This is a genomic window from Tardiphaga sp. P4_G1 (assembly GCF_056401215.1).
This window is the reverse complement of the sequence record NZ_JBFUJU010000001.1, coordinates 462523-480807: the sequence shown is the minus strand read 5'-3', so window position 1 is coordinate 480807 and position 18285 is coordinate 462523. Positions and strand designations below refer to the sequence as shown.

General features: G+C 62.3%; 18 protein-coding genes. 10 read left to right on the top strand and 8 right to left on the bottom strand.

The genetic code is table 11. The features are described from left to right. Positions 1-6 precede the first annotated feature (6 nt). Both AC1DUY_RS02355 and AC1DUY_RS02350 read left to right on the top strand, forming a co-directional pair. Positions 7-813: a TatD family hydrolase gene (locus AC1DUY_RS02355; RefSeq protein WP_478111984.1), complete on the top strand. Its 807-nt coding sequence runs from the start codon at positions 7-9 to the stop codon at positions 811-813. Further along, the gene (locus AC1DUY_RS02350) at positions 810-1607 is read left to right on the top strand and encodes an MBL fold metallo-hydrolase (protein ID WP_478111982.1); all 798 of its coding nucleotides are present in this window, start codon (positions 810-812) and stop codon (positions 1605-1607) included. Before AC1DUY_RS02355 ends, AC1DUY_RS02350 begins: the two co-directional genes overlap by 4 nt. Here the strand turns inward: AC1DUY_RS02350 and AC1DUY_RS02345 are convergent. The 4 genes from AC1DUY_RS02345 to AC1DUY_RS02330 form a co-directional block, all read right to left on the bottom strand. Continuing rightward, positions 1588-2274 (bottom strand): Rossmann-fold NAD(P)-binding domain-containing protein, encoded by a 687-nt coding sequence (locus AC1DUY_RS02345; RefSeq protein WP_478111980.1) that lies wholly within the window; start codon positions 2272-2274, stop codon positions 1588-1590. The genes AC1DUY_RS02350 and AC1DUY_RS02345 overlap by 20 nt on opposite strands. 184 nt (positions 2275-2458) lie before the next feature. Next, positions 2459-4108 carry an acyl-CoA synthetase gene (locus AC1DUY_RS02340; protein WP_478111978.1) on the bottom strand — a complete coding sequence of 550 codons (1650 nt, stop codon included), beginning with the start codon at positions 4106-4108 and terminating at the stop codon, positions 2459-2461. A 122-nt stretch (positions 4109-4230) separates the two neighbouring features. Continuing rightward, positions 4231-6126 (bottom strand): TRAP transporter large permease, encoded by a 1896-nt coding sequence (locus AC1DUY_RS02335; protein WP_478111976.1) that lies wholly within the window; start codon positions 6124-6126, stop codon positions 4231-4233. A gap of 11 nt (positions 6127-6137) precedes the next feature. Then, on the bottom strand, positions 6138-7157 hold the full coding sequence (locus tag AC1DUY_RS02330) for a TRAP transporter substrate-binding protein (RefSeq protein ID WP_175369049.1): 1020 nt from the start codon (positions 7155-7157) through the stop codon (positions 6138-6140). A 230-nt stretch (positions 7158-7387) separates the two neighbouring features. On the opposite strand from AC1DUY_RS02330, the gene AC1DUY_RS02325 reads away from it, so the two are divergent. After that, positions 7388-8161 (top strand): SDR family NAD(P)-dependent oxidoreductase, encoded by a 774-nt coding sequence (locus AC1DUY_RS02325; RefSeq protein WP_231080687.1) that lies wholly within the window; start codon positions 7388-7390, stop codon positions 8159-8161. A gap of 145 nt (positions 8162-8306) precedes the next feature. Here AC1DUY_RS02325 and AC1DUY_RS02320 read toward each other — a convergent pair whose 3' ends face one another. Beyond that, a complete protein-coding gene (locus AC1DUY_RS02320; protein WP_478111973.1) occupies positions 8307-9152 on the bottom strand; it encodes a helix-turn-helix transcriptional regulator in 846 nt (281 codons plus the stop codon). 96 nt (positions 9153-9248) lie between these two features. Here AC1DUY_RS02320 and AC1DUY_RS02315 point away from each other — a divergent pair, with 96 nt between their 5' ends. Beyond that, a complete protein-coding gene (locus AC1DUY_RS02315; RefSeq protein WP_478111971.1) occupies positions 9249-10139 on the top strand; it encodes an SDR family oxidoreductase in 891 nt (296 codons plus the stop codon). Positions 10140-10330: 191 nt separating this feature from the next. Here the strand turns inward: AC1DUY_RS02315 and AC1DUY_RS02310 are convergent, their stop codons facing one another. Continuing rightward, a complete protein-coding gene (locus tag AC1DUY_RS02310) occupies positions 10331-11617 on the bottom strand; it encodes a serine hydrolase domain-containing protein (protein WP_478111969.1) in 1287 nt (428 codons plus the stop codon). Positions 11618-11741: 124 nt separating this feature from the next. Further along, positions 11742-12500: a hypothetical protein gene (locus AC1DUY_RS02305; protein WP_478111967.1), complete on the bottom strand. Its 759-nt coding sequence runs from the start codon at positions 12498-12500 to the stop codon at positions 11742-11744. Positions 12501-12565: 65 nt separating this feature from the next. On the opposite strand from AC1DUY_RS02305, the gene nthA reads away from it, so the two are divergent. Both nthA and nthB read left to right on the top strand, forming a co-directional pair. Then, positions 12566-13189, top strand: coding sequence for a nitrile hydratase subunit alpha (gene nthA / locus AC1DUY_RS02300; RefSeq protein ID WP_478111965.1), 624 nt, complete (start codon positions 12566-12568; stop codon positions 13187-13189). Then, positions 13186-13845 (top strand): nitrile hydratase subunit beta, encoded by a 660-nt coding sequence (nthB, locus tag AC1DUY_RS02295; protein WP_478111963.1) that lies wholly within the window; start codon positions 13186-13188, stop codon positions 13843-13845. The genes nthA and nthB overlap by 4 nt, the downstream gene beginning before the upstream one ends. A 5-nt stretch (positions 13846-13850) precedes the next feature. Here nthB and AC1DUY_RS02290 read toward each other — a convergent pair whose 3' ends face one another. Then, the gene (locus AC1DUY_RS02290) at positions 13851-14594 is read right to left on the bottom strand and encodes a Crp/Fnr family transcriptional regulator (RefSeq protein ID WP_478111961.1); all 744 of its coding nucleotides are present in this window, start codon (positions 14592-14594) and stop codon (positions 13851-13853) included. Positions 14595-14806: 212 nt separating this feature from the next. Between AC1DUY_RS02290 and AC1DUY_RS02285 the strand changes: the two genes are divergently transcribed. The 4 genes from AC1DUY_RS02285 to AC1DUY_RS02270 are packed head-to-tail and all read left to right on the top strand — an operon-like array spanning position 14807 to position 18282. After that, a complete protein-coding gene (locus AC1DUY_RS02285; protein WP_420878700.1) occupies positions 14807-15001 on the top strand; it encodes a nitrate reductase in 195 nt (64 codons plus the stop codon). A 9-nt stretch (positions 15002-15010) separates the two neighbouring features. Continuing rightward, a complete protein-coding gene (locus AC1DUY_RS02280; RefSeq protein WP_478111959.1) occupies positions 15011-15307 on the top strand; it encodes a chaperone NapD in 297 nt (98 codons plus the stop codon). Between the two features lie 12 nt (positions 15308-15319). Further along, positions 15320-17815, top strand: a complete 2496-nt coding sequence (gene napA / locus AC1DUY_RS02275; RefSeq protein ID WP_478111957.1) for a periplasmic nitrate reductase subunit alpha — start codon at positions 15320-15322, stop codon at positions 17813-17815. Then, positions 17788-18282, top strand: coding sequence for a nitrate reductase cytochrome c-type subunit (locus tag AC1DUY_RS02270; protein WP_175369017.1), 495 nt, complete (start codon positions 17788-17790; stop codon positions 18280-18282). Before napA ends, AC1DUY_RS02270 begins: the two co-directional genes overlap by 28 nt. The last annotated feature ends 3 nt before the right edge of the window (positions 18283-18285 follow it).

Here is an 18285-nt window from a genome sequence, read left to right as displayed (position 1 = left end):
TCAACGATGCTTGTCGATAGCCACTGCCATCTGGATTTTCCCGATTTCGCCGAAGATCTCGACGGTATCGTCGCGCGCGCCGAAGCCGCAGGCGTCGGCAAGCTCGTGACCATCTCGACGCGGGTGCGCCGCCTGCCGGCGCTGCTCGCCATCGCGGAGCGCTTTCCGAATGTCTATTGTTCGGTCGGCACCCATCCGCACAATGCCGACGAGGAAGACGGCATCCCGGCGGAAGAACTGATCGAACTGACCAGGCATCCGAAGGTCATCGCACTCGGCGAAGCCGGGCTCGATAATTTCTACGAGCATGAATCGTCCGGCGCGCAGGAGCGCGGCTTCCGGGCCCATATCGCCGCCGCGCGCGCGACCGGATTGCCGCTGGTGATCCACACGCGCGAGGCGGACGAGCAGTGCGGCGCCATTCTCGCAGACGAGATGGCGAAGGGCGCGTTCAAGGCGGTGCTGCATTGCTACACCGGTGGACGGGAGCTGGCGATGAAGGCCATCGACATGGGTCTGTCGATCTCCTTCACCGGCATCATCACCTTCAAGAAGTCACAGGAGCTGCGCGATCTCGCGGCTGAGCTTCCCGCCGACCGCATCATGGTCGAAACCGATGCGCCGTATCTGGCGCCCGGCAAATGGCGCGGCAAGCGCAACGAGCCGTCTTATGTGGTCGAGACGGCGAAGGTGCTTGCGGAAACCCGCGGCGTGTCGCTCGAAGAACTGTCGCGGCAGACCACCGAAAACTTCTTCCGCCTGTTCAGCAAGGTGCCTGCCGTGAACGCGTCTGGCACTGGCGTGCCGGCATGACGCTGGTGCTTACCATTCTCGGCTCGGGATCCTCGGCGGGTGTGCCGCGTCCGGCGCTGGGCTGGGGCGCCTGCGATCCCGCCAATCCCAAAAACCGTCGCCGTCGTTGTTCGATGATGGCGGAGCGGATCGGGCCCGAGGGCGTCACGCGCGTTGTCATCGACACCTCGCCGGACCTGCGCGAGCAATTGATCGACGCCGATGTCGATGACATCGATGCGGTGTTCCTGACGCATGAGCATGCGGACCAGACCCACGGCATGGACGACCTCCGCTCAGTGGTGCTGAAGCGCCGCAAGCGTATCCCGGTCTATATGAACGCCTCGACGGCGACGGATATCATGCTGCGCTTCGGCTACTGCTTTCAGTCGCCTCCCGGCAGCGACTATCCGCCGATCCTCGACCGCCTCAGCATCGAGGCTGGTGAGAGCCGAACCATCACCGGGAAGGGCGGCGACCTGACGCTGACGCCGTTCCTGGTCCAGCATGGCAACATCCCGGCGCTGGGCTACCGGATCGACAACACCGCCTATACGCCTGATCTCAACGACATCCCGGAAGAGAGCTGGCCGGCGCTCGAAGGTCTCGATCTCTGGATCGTCGATGGGCTGCGCTATACGCAGCATCCCAGCCATTTCAGCATCAGTGATGCGCTGCGCTGGCGCGACCGCTTCAAGCCGAAGCGGACGGTGATCACCAATATGACGGCGGATGTGGATTACGAGGCGGTAAAGGCGATCCTGCCGGAGAGTGTGGTCCCCGCCTATGACGGGATCAGGCTGACGCTGGAGTAATTTGAGCAGCGAGTTTTTTCATTGCGGCATTTTCAAAGGTTACTTCGCCGGCCTCTCGACTATGCAACGCTATCTCAACAGCAATTGAGCGACCGATCTCGCGCTGATCGATATTGCCAAACGGACCAGGCACGAGGCGTCCCAACCAGCCGACCCAGGCCGGGGTATGCGCATTGCCGACAATGATGCCGGGGCGGAAGATGGCGAGGCGGGTAAAACCGACCTTGCGCACGGTGTCTTCCTTCATACCCATGACGCGAACATAGCGAAACCGGCTTTGGGCTGTGCTTCCTACTGCAGACAGCAGGCAGAGCTGGGCGATGCCGGCGTCACGGCAGCCACGCGCAAAGGCGCCGACAACGCCGAGTTCAAGGCGCTTCAGTTCCTCTTCGCTCCACCGCATCGAGCCGGAACCGACACCCACACAGCTCACAGCGCTGACGGGCCCTTGGCTCAGGACGTCGCGAGCAAGCACGGCCGTGTGCTTGGCAAAGTCTGGAGCGCCGGTATCGAGCACGACGTTGCGCACGCGTGATCGCGCGGCAATGGGCTTCCTGGTGATCATCACCACTTCCCGGCATTGGGGCATTGCCAGCAGCTCCGCGACGGCTGCACCACCGACTTGCCCGGTCCCGCCGAGAATGATTGCGGCGAAGTTCTGCGTCATATGTGGGACCTCTGCGTCGGCAAGGGGACGACGAGACCCTTACACCAATCTCGTCATTCCGGGGCGCTCGCGCATCTTGCGCGGGCGAACCCGGAATCCAGAAGTGTTTTGAACATAACGGGATTCCGGGCTCGTGCTCTCGGCTTCGCCGAGACCCCGCCCCGGAATGACGAGTTTGCTGCAATCAGCTACTAAACGACCCCGTCGACTTCACCTGATCCCGCAGCAGGAACTTCTGGATCTTGCCTGTCGACGTCTTCGGGATCACGCCGAACACCACGGCCTTGGGTGTCTTGAAGCCCGGCATCTGCGCGCGGCAGAACGCGATGATGTCGGCTTCCGTCGCCTCGGCACTGGCCTTCAGCTCCACGAAAGCACAGGGCACTTCGCCCCATTTCGTATCGGGCTTGGCGACCACGGCCGCGAACAGCACGGCCGGGTGTTTGTAGAGTACGTCCTCGACTTCCACTGACGAGATGTTCTCGCCGCCGGAGATGATGATGTCCTTGGAGCGGTCCTTGATGGTCACGTAGCCGGCAGCGTCGAGCACGCCGAGATCGCCGGTGTGGAACCAGCCGCCTTCGAAGGCCTCCTTGGTGGCCTTCTCGTTCTTCAGATAGCCCTTCATCACGATATTGCCCCGGAACATGACCTCGCCAATGGTCTCGCCGTCGTGCGGCACTTCCAGCATCGTTTCGGGATCGATCACCGTCACGGCTTCCTGCAGGTGATAGGGCACACCCTGGCGGCGCTTCAGGTTGGCGCGCTCGTCGGCGGGCAGGGCATCCCAGCCGGGTTGCTCGGCGCAAACCGAGGCGGGACCATAGACTTCGGTCAGGCCGTACACATGAGTCAGCTTGATGCCGATTTTCTCGGCGCCCGACAGGACCGCCATCGGCGGCGGTGCACCTGCGATCGAGCCCTGCACCAGCGGTCCGCTTGAATAGATCGGCGCATCGGGCGCATTGATCAGCGTGTTGTAGACGATCGGCGCGCCCGACATATGGGTCACGCCGTGCTCGCGCATCAGCGCGAAGATCTTGGTCGGGTCGACCTTGCGCAGGCAGACATTGACGCCGGCACTCGCCGCGACCGTCCAGGGGAAGCACCAGCCATTGCAGTGGAACATCGGCAGGGTCCAGAGATAGACCGGATGCTGGCCGAGACCGGCCGCGAGAATGTTGGAGACGGCATTGAGATAGGCGCCGCGGTGATGGGTGACGACGCCCTTCGGATTGCCTGTGGTCCCCGAGGTGTAGCCAAGCGCGATGGCGTCCCATTCGTCGAGCGGGAAGGCGCTGGTGAAATCGGGGCTGCCTTCGGCGAGGGCGGCTTCATATTCGAGTTCCCCGATCCGTTGGCCACCGGCGAAGGACGCGTCGTCGATATCGATCACGGACGGCTTCGGTCCGGTCATGAGGCCGAGGGCCTCGGTGATCACGCCGGAGAATTCCGGATCGACCAGCAGCAGCCTGGCGCCGCCATGGTCGAGCTGAAACGCGATGGCCGCGGCGTCGAGGCGGATGTTCAGGGCGTTGAGGACGGCGCCGGCCATGGGGACTGCGAAGTGGGCTTCGTTCATCGCCGGCAGGTTCGGCAGCATCGCCGCGACGGTGTCGCCCCGTCCGATGCCGCGCCCCGTCAGGAACGAGGCAAAGCGCCGGCAGCGTTCATAGGTCTGCGCCCAGGTGAAACGGCGGCCCTCATAGACCGTGCTGGTGAGGTCTGGATAAACCGCCGCGCTGCGTTTGAGAAAGCTCAGCGGCGACAGCGGCACGAAGTTGGCCGGAGTCTGGTCGAGGCCGACGCTATAGGCGCCCTGATCTGGGATCATTTTTAAGACTCCTATATTTAGTTCAGTAGGTTATGTAAGATATTTCATCTATCAGATTATCACAGAAATGATCTTCCAAAATTACGCGAGGTGATGACCGTAACCTTCTGAAAGAACGTATCTTAAAGAAATCCAATCGATATCCACGGGAAGATTGCCACGATGATCAGGCCGATCAGCAGCGCCAGCAGATAGCCGAGGATCGGCCGGATGCCTTCCGCGGGATCAACACGGCCGATGGCGCAGGCGGCATAATAGCCCACCCCGAAGGGCGGCGCGAACAGTCCGATGCCCATGGCGAGGATGACGACCATCGCATAGTGGACTTCATGGACGCCGACCAGCCGCGCGATCGGGAACAGCAGCGGCCCGAACAGCACGATGGCTGGGATGCCTTCGAGCACGCTGCCGAGGATCACAAAGGCCACGATGGAGACCGCGATGAAGGTCGCACCGCCGCCCGGCAGGCCCGTCATGGCCGCCGCCAGCGAGCGCGAGAAGCCGGACTGGGTCAGGCCCCAAGCCATGCCGGTCGCGGTTCCGATGATCAGCAGGATTGCGCCGGAGAGGCAGGCCGTATCGACGAGCATCGGCTTCAGCCGGTTCCAGTCGAACTGGCGATAGATCAACAGGCCCGCGAGCACGGCATAGACGATGCCGATGGTGGAGACCTCCGTGGCGGTCGCCACGCCTTCGACCACGGCAGCGCGGATCACGAAGGGCAGCGCGATGGCCGGCACCGAGATTATGAAGGCCTTGAATATGTCGCGCCCGGATGCCCGTTTGACGTGACTGAGGTCCTCGCCGCGATAGCGCCACCACACCAATGCGCCGAGTGTGATCGCCAGCACGACGCCCGGCAGCAAGCCGCCGGTAAACAGCGCCGAGATCGAGACGCCGGTGACCGAGCCGATGGTGATCAACACCAGGCTCGGCGGAATGGTCTCGGTCTGCGCGCCGGTCGCCGAGAGCAGGGCGACGAGATCGCCCGGCTTGGCGCCGCGTGCCTTCATTTCCGGGAATAGCACCGGCGCCACGGCGGCCATGTCGGCAGCCTTAGAGCCGGAAATGCCGGAGACGAGATACATGGCGCCGATCAGGACATAATGCAGCCCGCCGCGGACATGGCCGAGCAGGCTGGCGAGGAACGCCACCATGGCGCGGGCCATGCCGGTCATCTCGATCAGCAGGCCAAGGAACACGAACAGCGGCACCGACAGCAGGATGAGATGGCTCATGCCCTCGTCCATGCGGCCGACCAGCACCATCATCGGCGTGCGTGTGGTCAGTGCCATATAGCCGAAGATCGCGAGGCCAAAACCGAAGGCAATCGGCACGCCGGCGAATACGCACAGCGCCACGACGCCGACGAAGAAGATGATCAGGTTGAGATTGCCGAGGGTCCGCAGCAGCGGCTCGGCAAGCCAGAACAGGCCGATGATCGCCACCACGGTGCCGAGCGCCGTCAGCACGGTGCGAACCTGGCCGTAGCGCACCAGCCGCAGCAGCGCGAAGACGATCATCAGCGAGATGCCGACCGGCAGCGCGGCCGCGCGGAAGCTGTTGGCGATCTGCAGTGCAGGCGTCGTGATGTAGCTCTCTTCATAGGCGTATTCGAAGGACGGAGCGACGATCATCAGGAGAAACGCGAGCGCCGCAGAGGTCCCGACGACGTCGAGAAAGGCCCACATCCGGGGACCGACCGACGCCACAAGCGCGGTCATCCGCATATGCTCGCCGCGCCGGAACGCAACGGCGGAGCCGAGCATGGCGAGCCACAGGAACAGGATCGAGGACAGCTCGTCCGACCAGATCAGCGGACGGTGGAAGCCGTAACGGGCCACCACGCCGATGAACAGGATGATCACCTCCGCCACCACCAGCAGCGCCGCGGGAATCTCGACCAGATGGCCGAGGGTGCGGTCGATGGAGGTCAGGATGGCGTCGCGGCGGGAGAGGGGCGCCCTCTCCACGCTGGACGCCCCGCTTTCAAGGGCGGAGATGTCATGCACGGCCATAATGGTTCCGATCAGCCGAGCTTGCCGACGGCCTTCTCAAGGATGGCCCAGGCTTCGTCGCCATATTTGCCCTGCCATTCCTTATAGAAGCCGGCCGACTTCAGCTTGTCGCGGAACGGGCCGGGCTCGAGCTCATTGAAGGCGAGGCCCTTGGATTCCAGTTCGCCGCGCAGATTGGCGTTGAGCTTGGCGACGTCCTCGCGCTCCTTCATGCCGGCGGCATTGATGTTCTTGGCGACGATGTCGCGCAGATCGGCTGGCAGCTTCTCCCAGGCGCGGCGGTTGGCCAGGAACCAGTAGCCATCCCACATGTGGTTGGTCAGCGAGCAGAACTTCTGCACTTCGTAGAACTTCGCCGTCGAGATGATCGCCAGCGGATTTTCCTGGCCTTCGACGACCTTGGTCTGCATCGCCGAATAGACTTCGCTGATATTGATCGAGGCGGGCGCACTGTCGAACGCCTTGAACATCGAGGTCCACAACGGCGACACCGGCACGCGGATCTTGAAACCCTTCAGATCGTCGGGGCTCTTGATCGGCTTCGTGGACGAGGTGATTTCGCGAAAACCGTTGTCCCAGATCTTGTCCATGACCACGAGATTGGCCTTGGTGATCTCCTTGCGGATATAGGCGCCGAGATCGCCGTCCATGGCCTTCCAGACCGTGTCGTAATTCGGGAAAGCGAAGCCGATGCCGTTGATCGAGGCGGCCGGCACCAAAGTGGCCAGGATCAGGCCGGACAGCGTGAAGAACTCGACGCCGCCGGAGCGGATCTGGCTCAACATGTCGGTGTCGGAGCCGAGCTGGTTGTTGGGGAATACCTGCAGGTCGACCTTGCCATTGGTCTCGGTCTTGATCGCCGCCGACATCTCGCGGGCGCGGATGTTCATCGGATGCGTATCGGGCAGGTTATTCGCGTATTTGTAGACGTATTCGGCCTGCTGCGCGCGCGCGATGAACGGCATGCTGACGCCGCCAAATGCAGTCGCGGCGGCCGATGCCTTCAACAATGTCCGGCGTGAAATCGTCATTTTGTTTCTCCCAACCACTTCTTTGTTTGCCTTTGTGAGGCCCAAGGGCCCTTGCCGTCTGGTCATCATGCCCGGGCTGCCCGGTCAAGCCTTTTCGCCGTGCGACCAAAGGCCAAGACCCAATAGAGGACGCCCGCGCACGGCTTTTGCACCGCGCGAATTTGTGGGAAGCATCGCGCGACTGAAGCCGCCGGCAGCCAGGACCGGTGGAGGAAACGCAAGGACAGCATATGAATAGGGATCACGGCGTAGCGATCATCACCGGCGGCGCATCGGGAATCGGTTTGGCGATCGCTAAGGCGGCCGTGGGTGAGGGCTGGAAAGTGCTGCTTGCCGACCTCACCCAGCCTGCTCTGGATGCCGCCAAGGCCCAAGTCGACGCCATCAAAGCCGGTGTGACCAAAACCGTTGTCATGGATGTGGCCAATGAAGACGCCGTGATTGCCGGCCTGAAGGACTGCGAAGCCGGTTTCGGCCCGGTGCGCGGCCTGGTGAATTCTGCGGGTATCGGCCGTCAGGTGCCGTTCTTCGAGACCTCGGTGAAACTGTTTCGCGAGATCCTCGACATCAATCTGGTCGGCACCTTTGCCGTTGCCAAGGAAGCTGCGCGGCTGATGAAGGCGCATGGCGGCGGCGCCATCGTGAATGTGGCGTCGGTGTCGGGGCTGCGCGGCAATATCGAGCGCTCGGCCTATGGCGCGTCCAAAGGCGGCGTCGTCACGCTGACCCAGGTGATGGCCTGCGAACTGGCGCCGTTGAAGATCCGCGTCAACGCCATTGCGCCGGGCCCGTTCGAGACGCCCATGGTGCAGGAGATGCATACGGTGGCAACGCGGGAAGGCTGGATGCAGGTGGTGCCGCAGCGGCGTTATGCCGAGCCGGAGGAGGTCGCTGGTGCCGCGATGTTCCTGCTGGATGACAGCAAGTCGAGCTTCGTGACGGGCCACATTCTCAACGTCGATGGCGGCTTCGCTGCGCATGGACTGCTGCCGAAATATCCGTAGGAGCAAAAAAAGCTCCGTCATGGTCGGGCTTGTCCCGGCCATCCACGCCTTTCTTCGCTCGCAGCCCAGACGTGGATGCCCGGCACATCTAGCGAAGCTCGCTTCGCGCTGGCCGGGCATGACGACGAACACAGGCGTTAGAGCGCTAGCCCTTCGCCGCTATCAGCGCCTTCATCCGCTCGGCATCTGCAGCCGTCTCCGGCGTATAGACCACCATGCCCAAATTCGGCTGACCATCGACCGAAAATGTCGAATAGCTCATCGTGAATGGCCCGACGACGGGATGGTTCACATGCTTGCGGCCTTCACCGTAGCTGCTGACGTCGTTGTCATGCCACATGGCTGCGAAGTCAGGGCTGATCCGGCACAATTCATCGATCAATGTCTGGGCGCGTTCTGATGCGCCGCTGCGTGTGATATCCGCACGAAATGCCGCCACGGCGAAACGTGCATCGTTCTCCCAGTCCGGCATCTTGGCGCGGACATTTGGCCGGCAGAACAGGATTCGCAGGACGTTGCGGTCTTCGGGCGCGATGTTCGGATAGTCGCCAAGCACGGCCAGTGCCGCACGATTCCAGGCCACGATGTCCCAGGTCGCATTGCGCACGACGGCAGCGCTGAACTCCATCGAATCCAGCACGCGCTGCAGCGTCGGTGTGACGATATCGGACGGCGCAAAGCGCACCTCGGGTAGCCGGTGCTGCGCCAGCAGAAACAGATGCTCGCGCTCGACTGTCGATAATTCCAGTGCGCGTGAAATCCGGTCGAGCACATCGGCCGATGGCGCGCCGCCGCGTCCTTGTTCCAGCCATGTGTACCAGGTGGCGCTGACATTGGCGCGCTGCGCGACTTCCTCGCGCCGCAGGCCCGGCGTGCGGCGGCGCTCGGACGAGAAGCCGAATGCCACGGGATCCAGCCTGGCGCGGCGATCCCTGAGATAAGCGCCCAGCGGATTGGAGCCAGCGCCGGAAGTTGTTTCGGTGACCGTCATGCTCAGCCTGTTAGTCGCCATACCCGTATAACGTCACGGCTTCACGCACTGTACCGCAGGACCGATACATCCGCGCATTCACGAGAGGAATATCACATGCGTGTCTTCGTTACCGGTGCTTCGGGCTTTGTCGGATCTGCGGTGGTTCAGGAATTGATTGGCGCCGGTCATCAGGTGCTCGGTCTCGCGCGCTCGGATGCATCTGCCAAGGCGCTGGCCGACGCTGGTGCCCAGATCCGTCGCGGCGATCTGGAAGATCTGGACAGCCTGCGGTCCGGGGCTGCCAATTCAGACGGCGTGATACACACGGCCTTCATCCACGACTTCTCGAAATTCAAGGAAAACTGCGCGATCGACGCGCGTGCCATCGAGACGCTTGGCGACGTGCTGGCGGGCTCCGAGCGGCCCTTGATCGTAACTTCCGGCATGGCCTTCATCGCGCCCGGATGTCTGGCGACCGAAGACATGGGCCCGTCGAGCGCGTCGCCAAGCCCGCGCGTATCGGAACAGGTCGCCGAGCGTCTGGCGGCACGCGGTGTGCGTAGTTCGTCGGTCCGGCTGCCGCCATCGGTCCATGGCGATGGCGACCATGGCTTCGTGCCGATGCTGATCAATATCGCGCGGGAGAAGGGTGCCTCGGCCTACTTCGGCGACGGTCTCAACCGCTGGCCCGCCGCACATCGGCTGGACGTCGCCCGGCTCTACAGGCTCGTCCTCGAGCGCGGTTCCGCCGACATTCGGTATCACGCCAACGCCGAACAAGGCGTCGCATTCCGTGAGATTGCCGAGGTCATCGGCCGGCACCTGAACCTGCCAGTCGTCTCGAAATCGCCGGCTGAAGCCGCCGATCACTTCGGCTGGTTCGCAGGCTTCGCCTCGATGGATGCGCCGGCATCCAGCGACTGGACACAACAGCAGCTGGGGTGGCGACCAACACAGTCAGGATTGATCCCGGACCTCGATCACGTCAGATATTTCGGCGGCTGAAGCGCAATGACGTGGGGCCACAAACTGGCCCGAATGGCCGTTAGTTCAAGCGGATATCGCAACAATTTGAGCTAAGTCTCTGGGATCGCTACGGGATAATATATTCCATAATATACCTTATGCGAATCAGAGACATTGGCGTGTGGTCCCAGTTTCAGTTCTCTTAAAGCCGCACGCCGGCCACGCTCCCGCTATTTCCTGATCGCCTCATAGACCAGCGTCTTCAGGATCGGCTGGATACGGCCGCGCTGGGTCGGTGTTTGCACCATCAGGATCATCACCATGTCCTGATCCGGATAGGTCCAGAAGTAAGTCCCGGCGGCGCCGCCCCAGGCCATCTCGCCGACGAAACCCGGCACGCCGTCTTCGCCGGGTCCGGTGCGGACGCCGAAGCCGAGGCCGTAACCGAAACCGGCGCCGGGATAGTAATAAGCCCAGGGCTTCACGTCGCTGGCCGGCGCGACCTGGTTCTGGCGCATCAGCTGAACCGACTCGGGCTTGAGGATTCGGACGCCGTCGAGCGTGCCGCCATTGATCAGCATCTGCAGGAAGCGCGCGTAATCGCCCGTGGTGGCGTTAAGCCCGCCTCCTCCGGATTCCCATTTCCGCTTCACTGTGGGATCGCTGATGGTCTCGTTGCCGATGATGCGGTCGGTTGGCATCGGCTGCGCAATCCGCGGCGCTTTGGCGGGATCGAGCACGTAGTAGCCGGTGTCGGTCATGCCTAGCGGATCGAACAGATACTGCTTCTGGAAATCGTACAGCGACTGGCCCGAGGCGATCTCGATGACGCGGCCGAGAAGATCGGTCGAATGGCCGTAGTCCCAGACTGTGGCTGGCTGATAGGCCAGCGGCAGTTTCGCAAGTCTTGCTGCGAAATCGGCATTGTCGAAATCGCCGTCGAACAGGCCTGCATCGAGATAAAGCTGCGTGATCAGGCCAAGATTGGTGAAGGCCGAACTGATGCCGGACGACTGCCGCATCAGGTCGAGCACGGTGATCGGTTTCTCGGCCGGCGCAAAGTCCAGATAGGGTTTGCCGCCGGCATCCGCGCGCTCGGTCGCGACCTGCGGATGGGCGAAAGACGGAATGAATTTGGCGATGGGATCGTCCAGCCTGAGCTTACCCTGCTCCACCAAAATCATCGCCGCGACCGATGTCACAGGCTTCGACATCGAATACAGCCGGAAGATCGTATCCGTCGTCATCGGCGCCATGGTCGCGGGATCGCGGACGCCGAAACCTTCATAGTAGACCGGCTTGCCGCGGTGCTGGATCAGCATGATCGCGCCGGCGAGATGGCCCTGACCAACCTCGCGGTCGAGCATGTCGGAGACGCGGTTCAGGCCGTCCTGCGAAAAGCTGTTGAGGTCAGGCTTGTCGGTCAGCAGGCTGGTGCCTGCCAATGCGGGCGTGACCAGCGCTGCGGCGATGGTGAGGACGGATAGGAAGTCGCAAGATCGTCGCAAGATTGACACTGGATTTCCGCAAGCCGGCTTGAACACGGCCGGACGTTAACATCGAGATATTTCAGATGCTTGTCGGAAAATCACGCAATTTGCCGATATCGCGGTTTTACAGCGATTGCCGGCCCCAGGTGAATCACAAATGCGCGTCGGGTTTGCTCACGCTTCCGGGCGGCGGAAACCGGATCGTGGTGCCCAAAGTGATCCAGTTGGAATTCTCCCCGGTGATGTTGCGGCCATAGATCACGTCGACCGAGAAGATGTCGTTGGGCCGATAGCGCAAGCCGGTCTGGATGCGTGGCTGGATCACGCTGGCGAATTCGGCGCGACCCGCCTGCCCGTACAGTTCCACTGTGTATTGCAGCACGTCGGTGAATTTCCAGTCGAAGCCGACGCCATAGGTGAAGTAGTGGCGATCGACGGTGCGGTCCCACAGCCAGCCGGCATTGAGATTGATGCGCGTGGTCTCGGAAAAGCGATAGGTCGCCGGAATCTCGGCGAAGACGGCGGTGTTCTGGCCGGTCATGGCGTCGAACGTGCCGCTGGCCAGCGCCGATACGCCGAATTTGCCGATCCCGGTCGGCTCGATATTGATCTTCGCTTTCGGCGCCAGCGTGGTGCTGAACTCGCCATCGGAGCGGCTGTGATTGGTGAGAACGCTGAGTTCGACCGGACGCGTGATCTCGACCACGCAGGACGGATTGGCCACCGCCGCAAAGTCGCTATTGGTGGCCATCGAATACCAGCTCTCGACCTTGCAGGAGCCGAGGTCCGAGATATCCGCCGCATCGACCGCATAGGCGCCATTGGCCGCCTCTGCCCGCCCCGCCGCTACGAGCAACGCGACGGTAATGAAACCGGACAGAGTGATCGCGCGATAGAGATTGGCAGCCATGTCACAGACCTAGCTGAGTCCTGAAATGCTCGACAGAACAATCGCGCCTCGCTTATCCTGCCGGTATGACCGAACACCATCATCACGACCACGATCATTCCGAATTGTCGGAGACCGAGCTGCGCGTCCGTGCACTCGAGACCATTCTGACCGAGAAAGGCTATATCGATCCGGCGGCGCTGGACGCGATGATCCAGGCCTATGAGACCAAGATCGGGCCGCATAACGGCGCCTTGGTGGTCGCGAAAGCCTGGACCGATCCGGCCTTCAAGGCGGCGCTACTGGCCGATGGCTCAGCGGCAGTCGGCACCCTCGGCCATGTCAGCCGCACCGGGGACCATCTCGTCGTGGTCGAGAACACGCCCGAGCGACACAACATGGTCGTGTGCACGCTGTGCTCCTGTTACCCCTGGGAAATGCTCGGCCTGCCCCCGGTCTGGTACAAGGCGGCACCCTACCGCTCCCGCGCCGTCAAGGATCCGCGCGGCGTGCTGGCCGACTTCGGCTTCACGATTCCGAATGAGACGGAAATTCGCGTCTGGGATTCGACGGCTGAAACCCGCTTCCTGGTTTTGCCGATGCGACCTCCAGGCACCGAGGGCTGGAGCGAAGAACAACTGGCTGAACTGGTCACGCGCGACTCGATGATTGGCACAGGTCTGGTGACAGCGCCGGGAGCGCCGTCATGAACGGCGTCCACGACATGGGCGGCATGGACGGTTTCGGCAAGGTCGAGCCGGAACCGAACGAGCCGATGTTTCATGCGGAATGGGAATCCCGCGTGCTGGCCATGGTGCGTGCCATGGGCGCGGCAGGCGCCTTTAACATCGACGCCTCGCGCTTCTATCGCGAGACGTTGCCGCCGGAGGTCTATCTCTCCAGCAGCTACTACAAGAAATGGTTTCTCGGCCTTGAGGATATGCTGGTCGAACGCGGCTTCCTCGCTGCCGATGAGATCAAGGCCGGCCACGCATCCGTGCCGCCGAAGCCGCTGAAGCGCGGCAGCTTCACCGTTGATAGTGTCGAGCGCGTGCTGACCCGCGGCTCGTTCACGCGCCCTGCTTCGGCGCATGCTACATTCGCGATCGGCGATCGCGTGCGGATGAAGAACATCCATCCGACCACGCATACGCGGCTGCCGCGCTATGTCCGCGGTCATGTCGGCGTGATCGAGCGAATTCACGGCGCGCATGTCTATCCCGACACTGCGGCGCATGAGCAGGGCGAAAATCCGCAGTGGCTTTACACTGTCGTGTTCGACGGCGCCGAACTGTGGGGACCCGATGGCGATCCGACGCTGAAAGTGTCGGTCGAGGCGTTCGAGCCATATCTCGACCCGACGTAATTGCCTCAGTGCGCCCGCACGTCGCCCGCCAGGCCCGCGAGTCTGGCGGGATCGATGACCGTCAAGCGGCCGCGACCGGCTTTCAGGATCAGCATCCGGTTCCAGGCCGAAACGGTGCGGCTGACCGTGAACAGCGTGGTGTCGCTGAGTTCGGCCAGTTCCTGGCGCGAGATCCTCAGTTCGATCGGAACGCACTCACCATCCGGATCTCCTTCCCGCACCAGGCGCAGAACGATCCGTGCGATACGTCGATCGGCATTCTCACTCGTTGCCTCGTGAAGACGGCGCAGCAGATGATCGGTTTGCCGTCCGACGATACCGAGGACATTGATCGCGAGCTGCGGGACAACATGCATCAGTCCGCTGAAGCGATCGGCGGACCAGCACAGCAGTTCGGTCGCGACTGTCGCGCGCAGGGTTGTCGGGCGAGAAAAATTGCCGAACATCGATGCGGCTCCGGCGAGATCGCCGCGTCGCATGAATTGCAGCGTTTTCTGCGCGCCATGCGTATCGATCATTGTCTTCTTGAGCTGACCATCCATGACCACAGCGATTATCGCCGGTACGTCGCCCTGTTGCCAGAGCGAACAACCGCAATCCAGAACGTGCTTTCTGCCAGCTTCGATGACAATGCCGCGTGCGCCCTCGTCCAGGCCCGCAAAAAGCGGCGTTTGACCAAACGAATTGCACATCTCACGATCCATTGCTCGCCTTCCGGAACGAGCGATTTCGCCGAGCAGCTGTCGCAATCAAATAAAACTGTCATCAAAGATTCTGATGCGAGCGGCTCTGCACGACGACATCGCGATCAGAACAACGATATCAAATAAATCCTCCGCAGAGTCTGTTGTTTGATCCAGCGCAAAGAAGGTGGGCGCTGCAGCAGGCATATTGCCCTCGCTCTAGGCGAATCTCGCCTCTTCTCCAGGCATATGGCCGCAAACCGAAGGGGGAGCGTATGGTGACGGACCAGAATATCGCTCAGCCTGCAGAGGCTCAAAGACGCAACAGCCGCATGTCGGAGTTGCTCGTCTTTCTCACGATCGTCGTTCTCATCTGGCCCGTCGTCGCGGTGGGCGTGGTCGGCGGTTACGGCTTTCTGGTCTGGATGACCCAGATGATTTTCGGCCCGCCCGGCCCGCCTCTGCTTCACTAGGACTTTCACATGACAGACAAACTCACCAGACGCGCTCTGTTGACCGGCGCGACCGCCGGCGCGTCCGCGCACGACAATGAGCACATCTCCAGCGCCGTCGTGTCGGTGCTTCCGGCCCATATCGACGCGGTATCTGCGCGGTTGTCGAGCCTTCCCGGTGTCGAGATACATCACCGCACGGCCTCCAAACTCGTGGCGGTTCTCGAAGGGCCACGCAGCGGCGCACTAGGTGCGATGCTCGCAGACATCTCATCGTGGCCGGGCGTGCTCTCGGCCAACATGGTCTTCGAACAGCGTCTCGACTAGGAGAACGACAAAATGCCCCTTTCGCGGCGTGATCTACTCAAGGCTCAGGCAGCAGCGATCGCTGCAGCGGCGGCCGGCATCAACGTTCCGGCGGCCGCTCAGTCGATTGCCGGCGGCGTCGGGTCGCTGTCCATCAAATGGTCGAAGGCGCCGTGCCGGTTCTGCGGCACCGGTTGTGGCGTCATGGTCGGCGTCAAGGACAACAAGGTCGTCGCCACCCATGGCGACACGCTGGCGGAAGTAAACCGCGGCCTGAACTGCATCAAGGGCTACTTCCTCTCCAAGATCATGTACGGCGCCGACCGCCTGACCACGCCCCTCCTCCGCAAGAAGAACGGCGTGTTCGACAAGAACGGCGAACTCACCCCGGTGAGCTGGGACGAAGCATTCGACGCCATGGCCCAGCGCGCCAAAGCGACGCTGAAAGAAAAAGGACCGACTGCGATCGGTATGTTCGGATCTGGCCAGTGGACAATCCTCGAAGGTTATGCCGCGACCAAGCTGATGCGCGCTGGCTTCCGCTCCAACAATCTCGATCCCAATGCGCGGCATTGCATGGCGTCTGCGGCCGTGGCCTTCATGCGCACCTTCGGCATGGACGAGCCGATGGGCTGCTACGATGACTTCGAGGCCGCCGATGCCTTCGTGCTGTGGGGCTCGAATATGGCCGAGATGCATCCGATCCTGTGGACCCGCCTCACCGATCGCCGCCTTGGTCATCCGCATGTGAAAGTCGCGGTGCTCTCGACCTTCACGCATCGCAGCTCTGACCTTGCCGACATCCCGATCGTGTTCAAGCCGGGCACTGATCTTGCCATTCTCAACTTCATCGCCAACCACATTATCTCGACTGGTCGCGTGAACACCGAATTCGTCAACAACCATACGACGTTCGTGAAGGGCACGACGGATATCGGCTACGGGTTGCGTCCCGAACATCCACTGGAGAAGAAAGCCAAGGGCGCAGCCACGGCCGCAGCGACGACGCCAATCGATTTCGCGGCCTACGCCGAATTCGTGAAGGACTATTCGCTCGAGAAGGTGTCGAAGCTGACCGGTGTCGAGCCCGGCTTTCTGCTGGAGCTCGCCGAGCTCTATGCCGATCCGAAGCGCAAGGTGATGTCGCTCTGGACCATGGGTTTCAACCAGCACGTCCGCGGCGTCTGGGCCAATCAGCTCGTCTACAACATCCATCTGCTGACCGGCAAAATCTCCGAGCCGGGCAACTCGCCGTTCTCGCTGACGGGCCAACCATCGGCCTGCGGCACGGCGCGCGAGGTCGGCACCTTCGCGCACCGTCTCCCCGCCGACATGGTGGTGACCAATCCGGAGCACCGCAAGCACGCTGAAGAAATCTGGCGCGTGCCGCATGGCCTCCTGCCCGACAAGATCGGTTATCACGCCGTCGAGCAGGACCGCATGTTGCATGACGGCAAGCTGAACTTCTATTGGGTTCAAGTGAACAACAATGTGCAGGCGGCGCCCAACAGTTCGGGCGAGACCTATCCGGGCTACCGCAACCCTGCCAACTTTATCGTCGTGTCGGATGCCTATCCGACGGTGACGGCGATGTCCGCCGATTGCGTGCTGCCGGCGGCGATGTGGGTCGAGAAGGAAGGCGCCTACGGCAATGCCGAACGACGCACTCATGTCTGGCGCCAGCTGGTCGATGCGCCCGGCCAGGCGCGCTCGGATCTCTGGCAGCTGATGGAGTTCTCGAAGCGGTTCACGACGGACGAAGTGTGGCCCGCCGCCCTCCTCGACGCCAATCCGAACTACAAGGGCAAGACGTTGTTCGACGTGCTGTATCGCAACGGCGAGGTCGACAAATTTCCCGTCGGCGAAATCCCCGCTGACTATGAAAACCACGAGTCCAAGGACTTCGGTTTCTATGTGCAGAAGGGGCTGTTCGAGGAATATGCCACGTTCGGCCGCGGCCATGGCCACGACCTCGCCCCTTGGGACACCTATCATGATGTGCGCGGACTGCGTTGGCCGGTGGTCAATGGCAAGGAGACCAAGTGGCGCTACCGCGAAGGTCTCGATCCCTACGTCAAACCGGGCAAGAAGATCGAATTCTACGGCAACCCGGATGGACGCGCGCGCATCATCGCGGTGCCCTATGAGCCGCCGGCCGAGTCGCCCGACGCTGAGTTCGATCTCTGGCTGGTAACCGGCCGCGTGCTGGAGCACTGGCATTCCGGTTCGATGACCATGCGCGTGCCCGAGCTCTACAAGGCGTTTCCCGGCGCGCGCTGCTTCATGCATGCCGAAGACGCGCGCGCACGCGGCTTGAACCAGGGCGCCGAAATCCGGCTGATGTCGCGGCGCGGTGAGATCCGCACGCGCGTCGATACGACCGGACGTAACCGCATGCCCCGCGGCGTGGTGTTCGTGCCGTGGTTCGATGCCAGCCAGTTGATCAACAAGGTCACGCTCGACGCAACCGACCCGATCTCCAAACAGGCGGACTTCAAGAAATGCGCGGTCAAGATCGTTTCCGTTTAAGTGCGATGAAGACGGTCATCGCGGCAATCATCGCCGGCGCCATGGTGCTAGTGTCCGGTGCGATCTACGCGCAGTCTGTCCAGACAACGCCACGGATCGTGCCGCGCGTCACCGGCGCAGCGCAGCCGATGGGCGACGTTCCTGCGCCGCCCTTCCCGCGGCCCGTCACCGACGACAAGCGCGTGATGCGGAACTATCCGGAGCAGCCTCCGGTCATTCCGCATTCGATCGAGAACTATCAGCTCACGCTGCGAGCTAATCGCTGTCTTGAGTGCCATCGCCGCGAATATACCGAAGGCTCCGGTGCGCCGATGATCAGCATCACCCATTTCATGGATCGCGACGGCCAGATGCTCGCCGATGTGACACCGCGACGCTATTTCTGCACGGCCTGCCACGTGCCGCAAACCGATGCGCGTCCGCTCGTCCCGAACACCTTCACCGACATGAAGGCATCCGGCAGGTGAGCG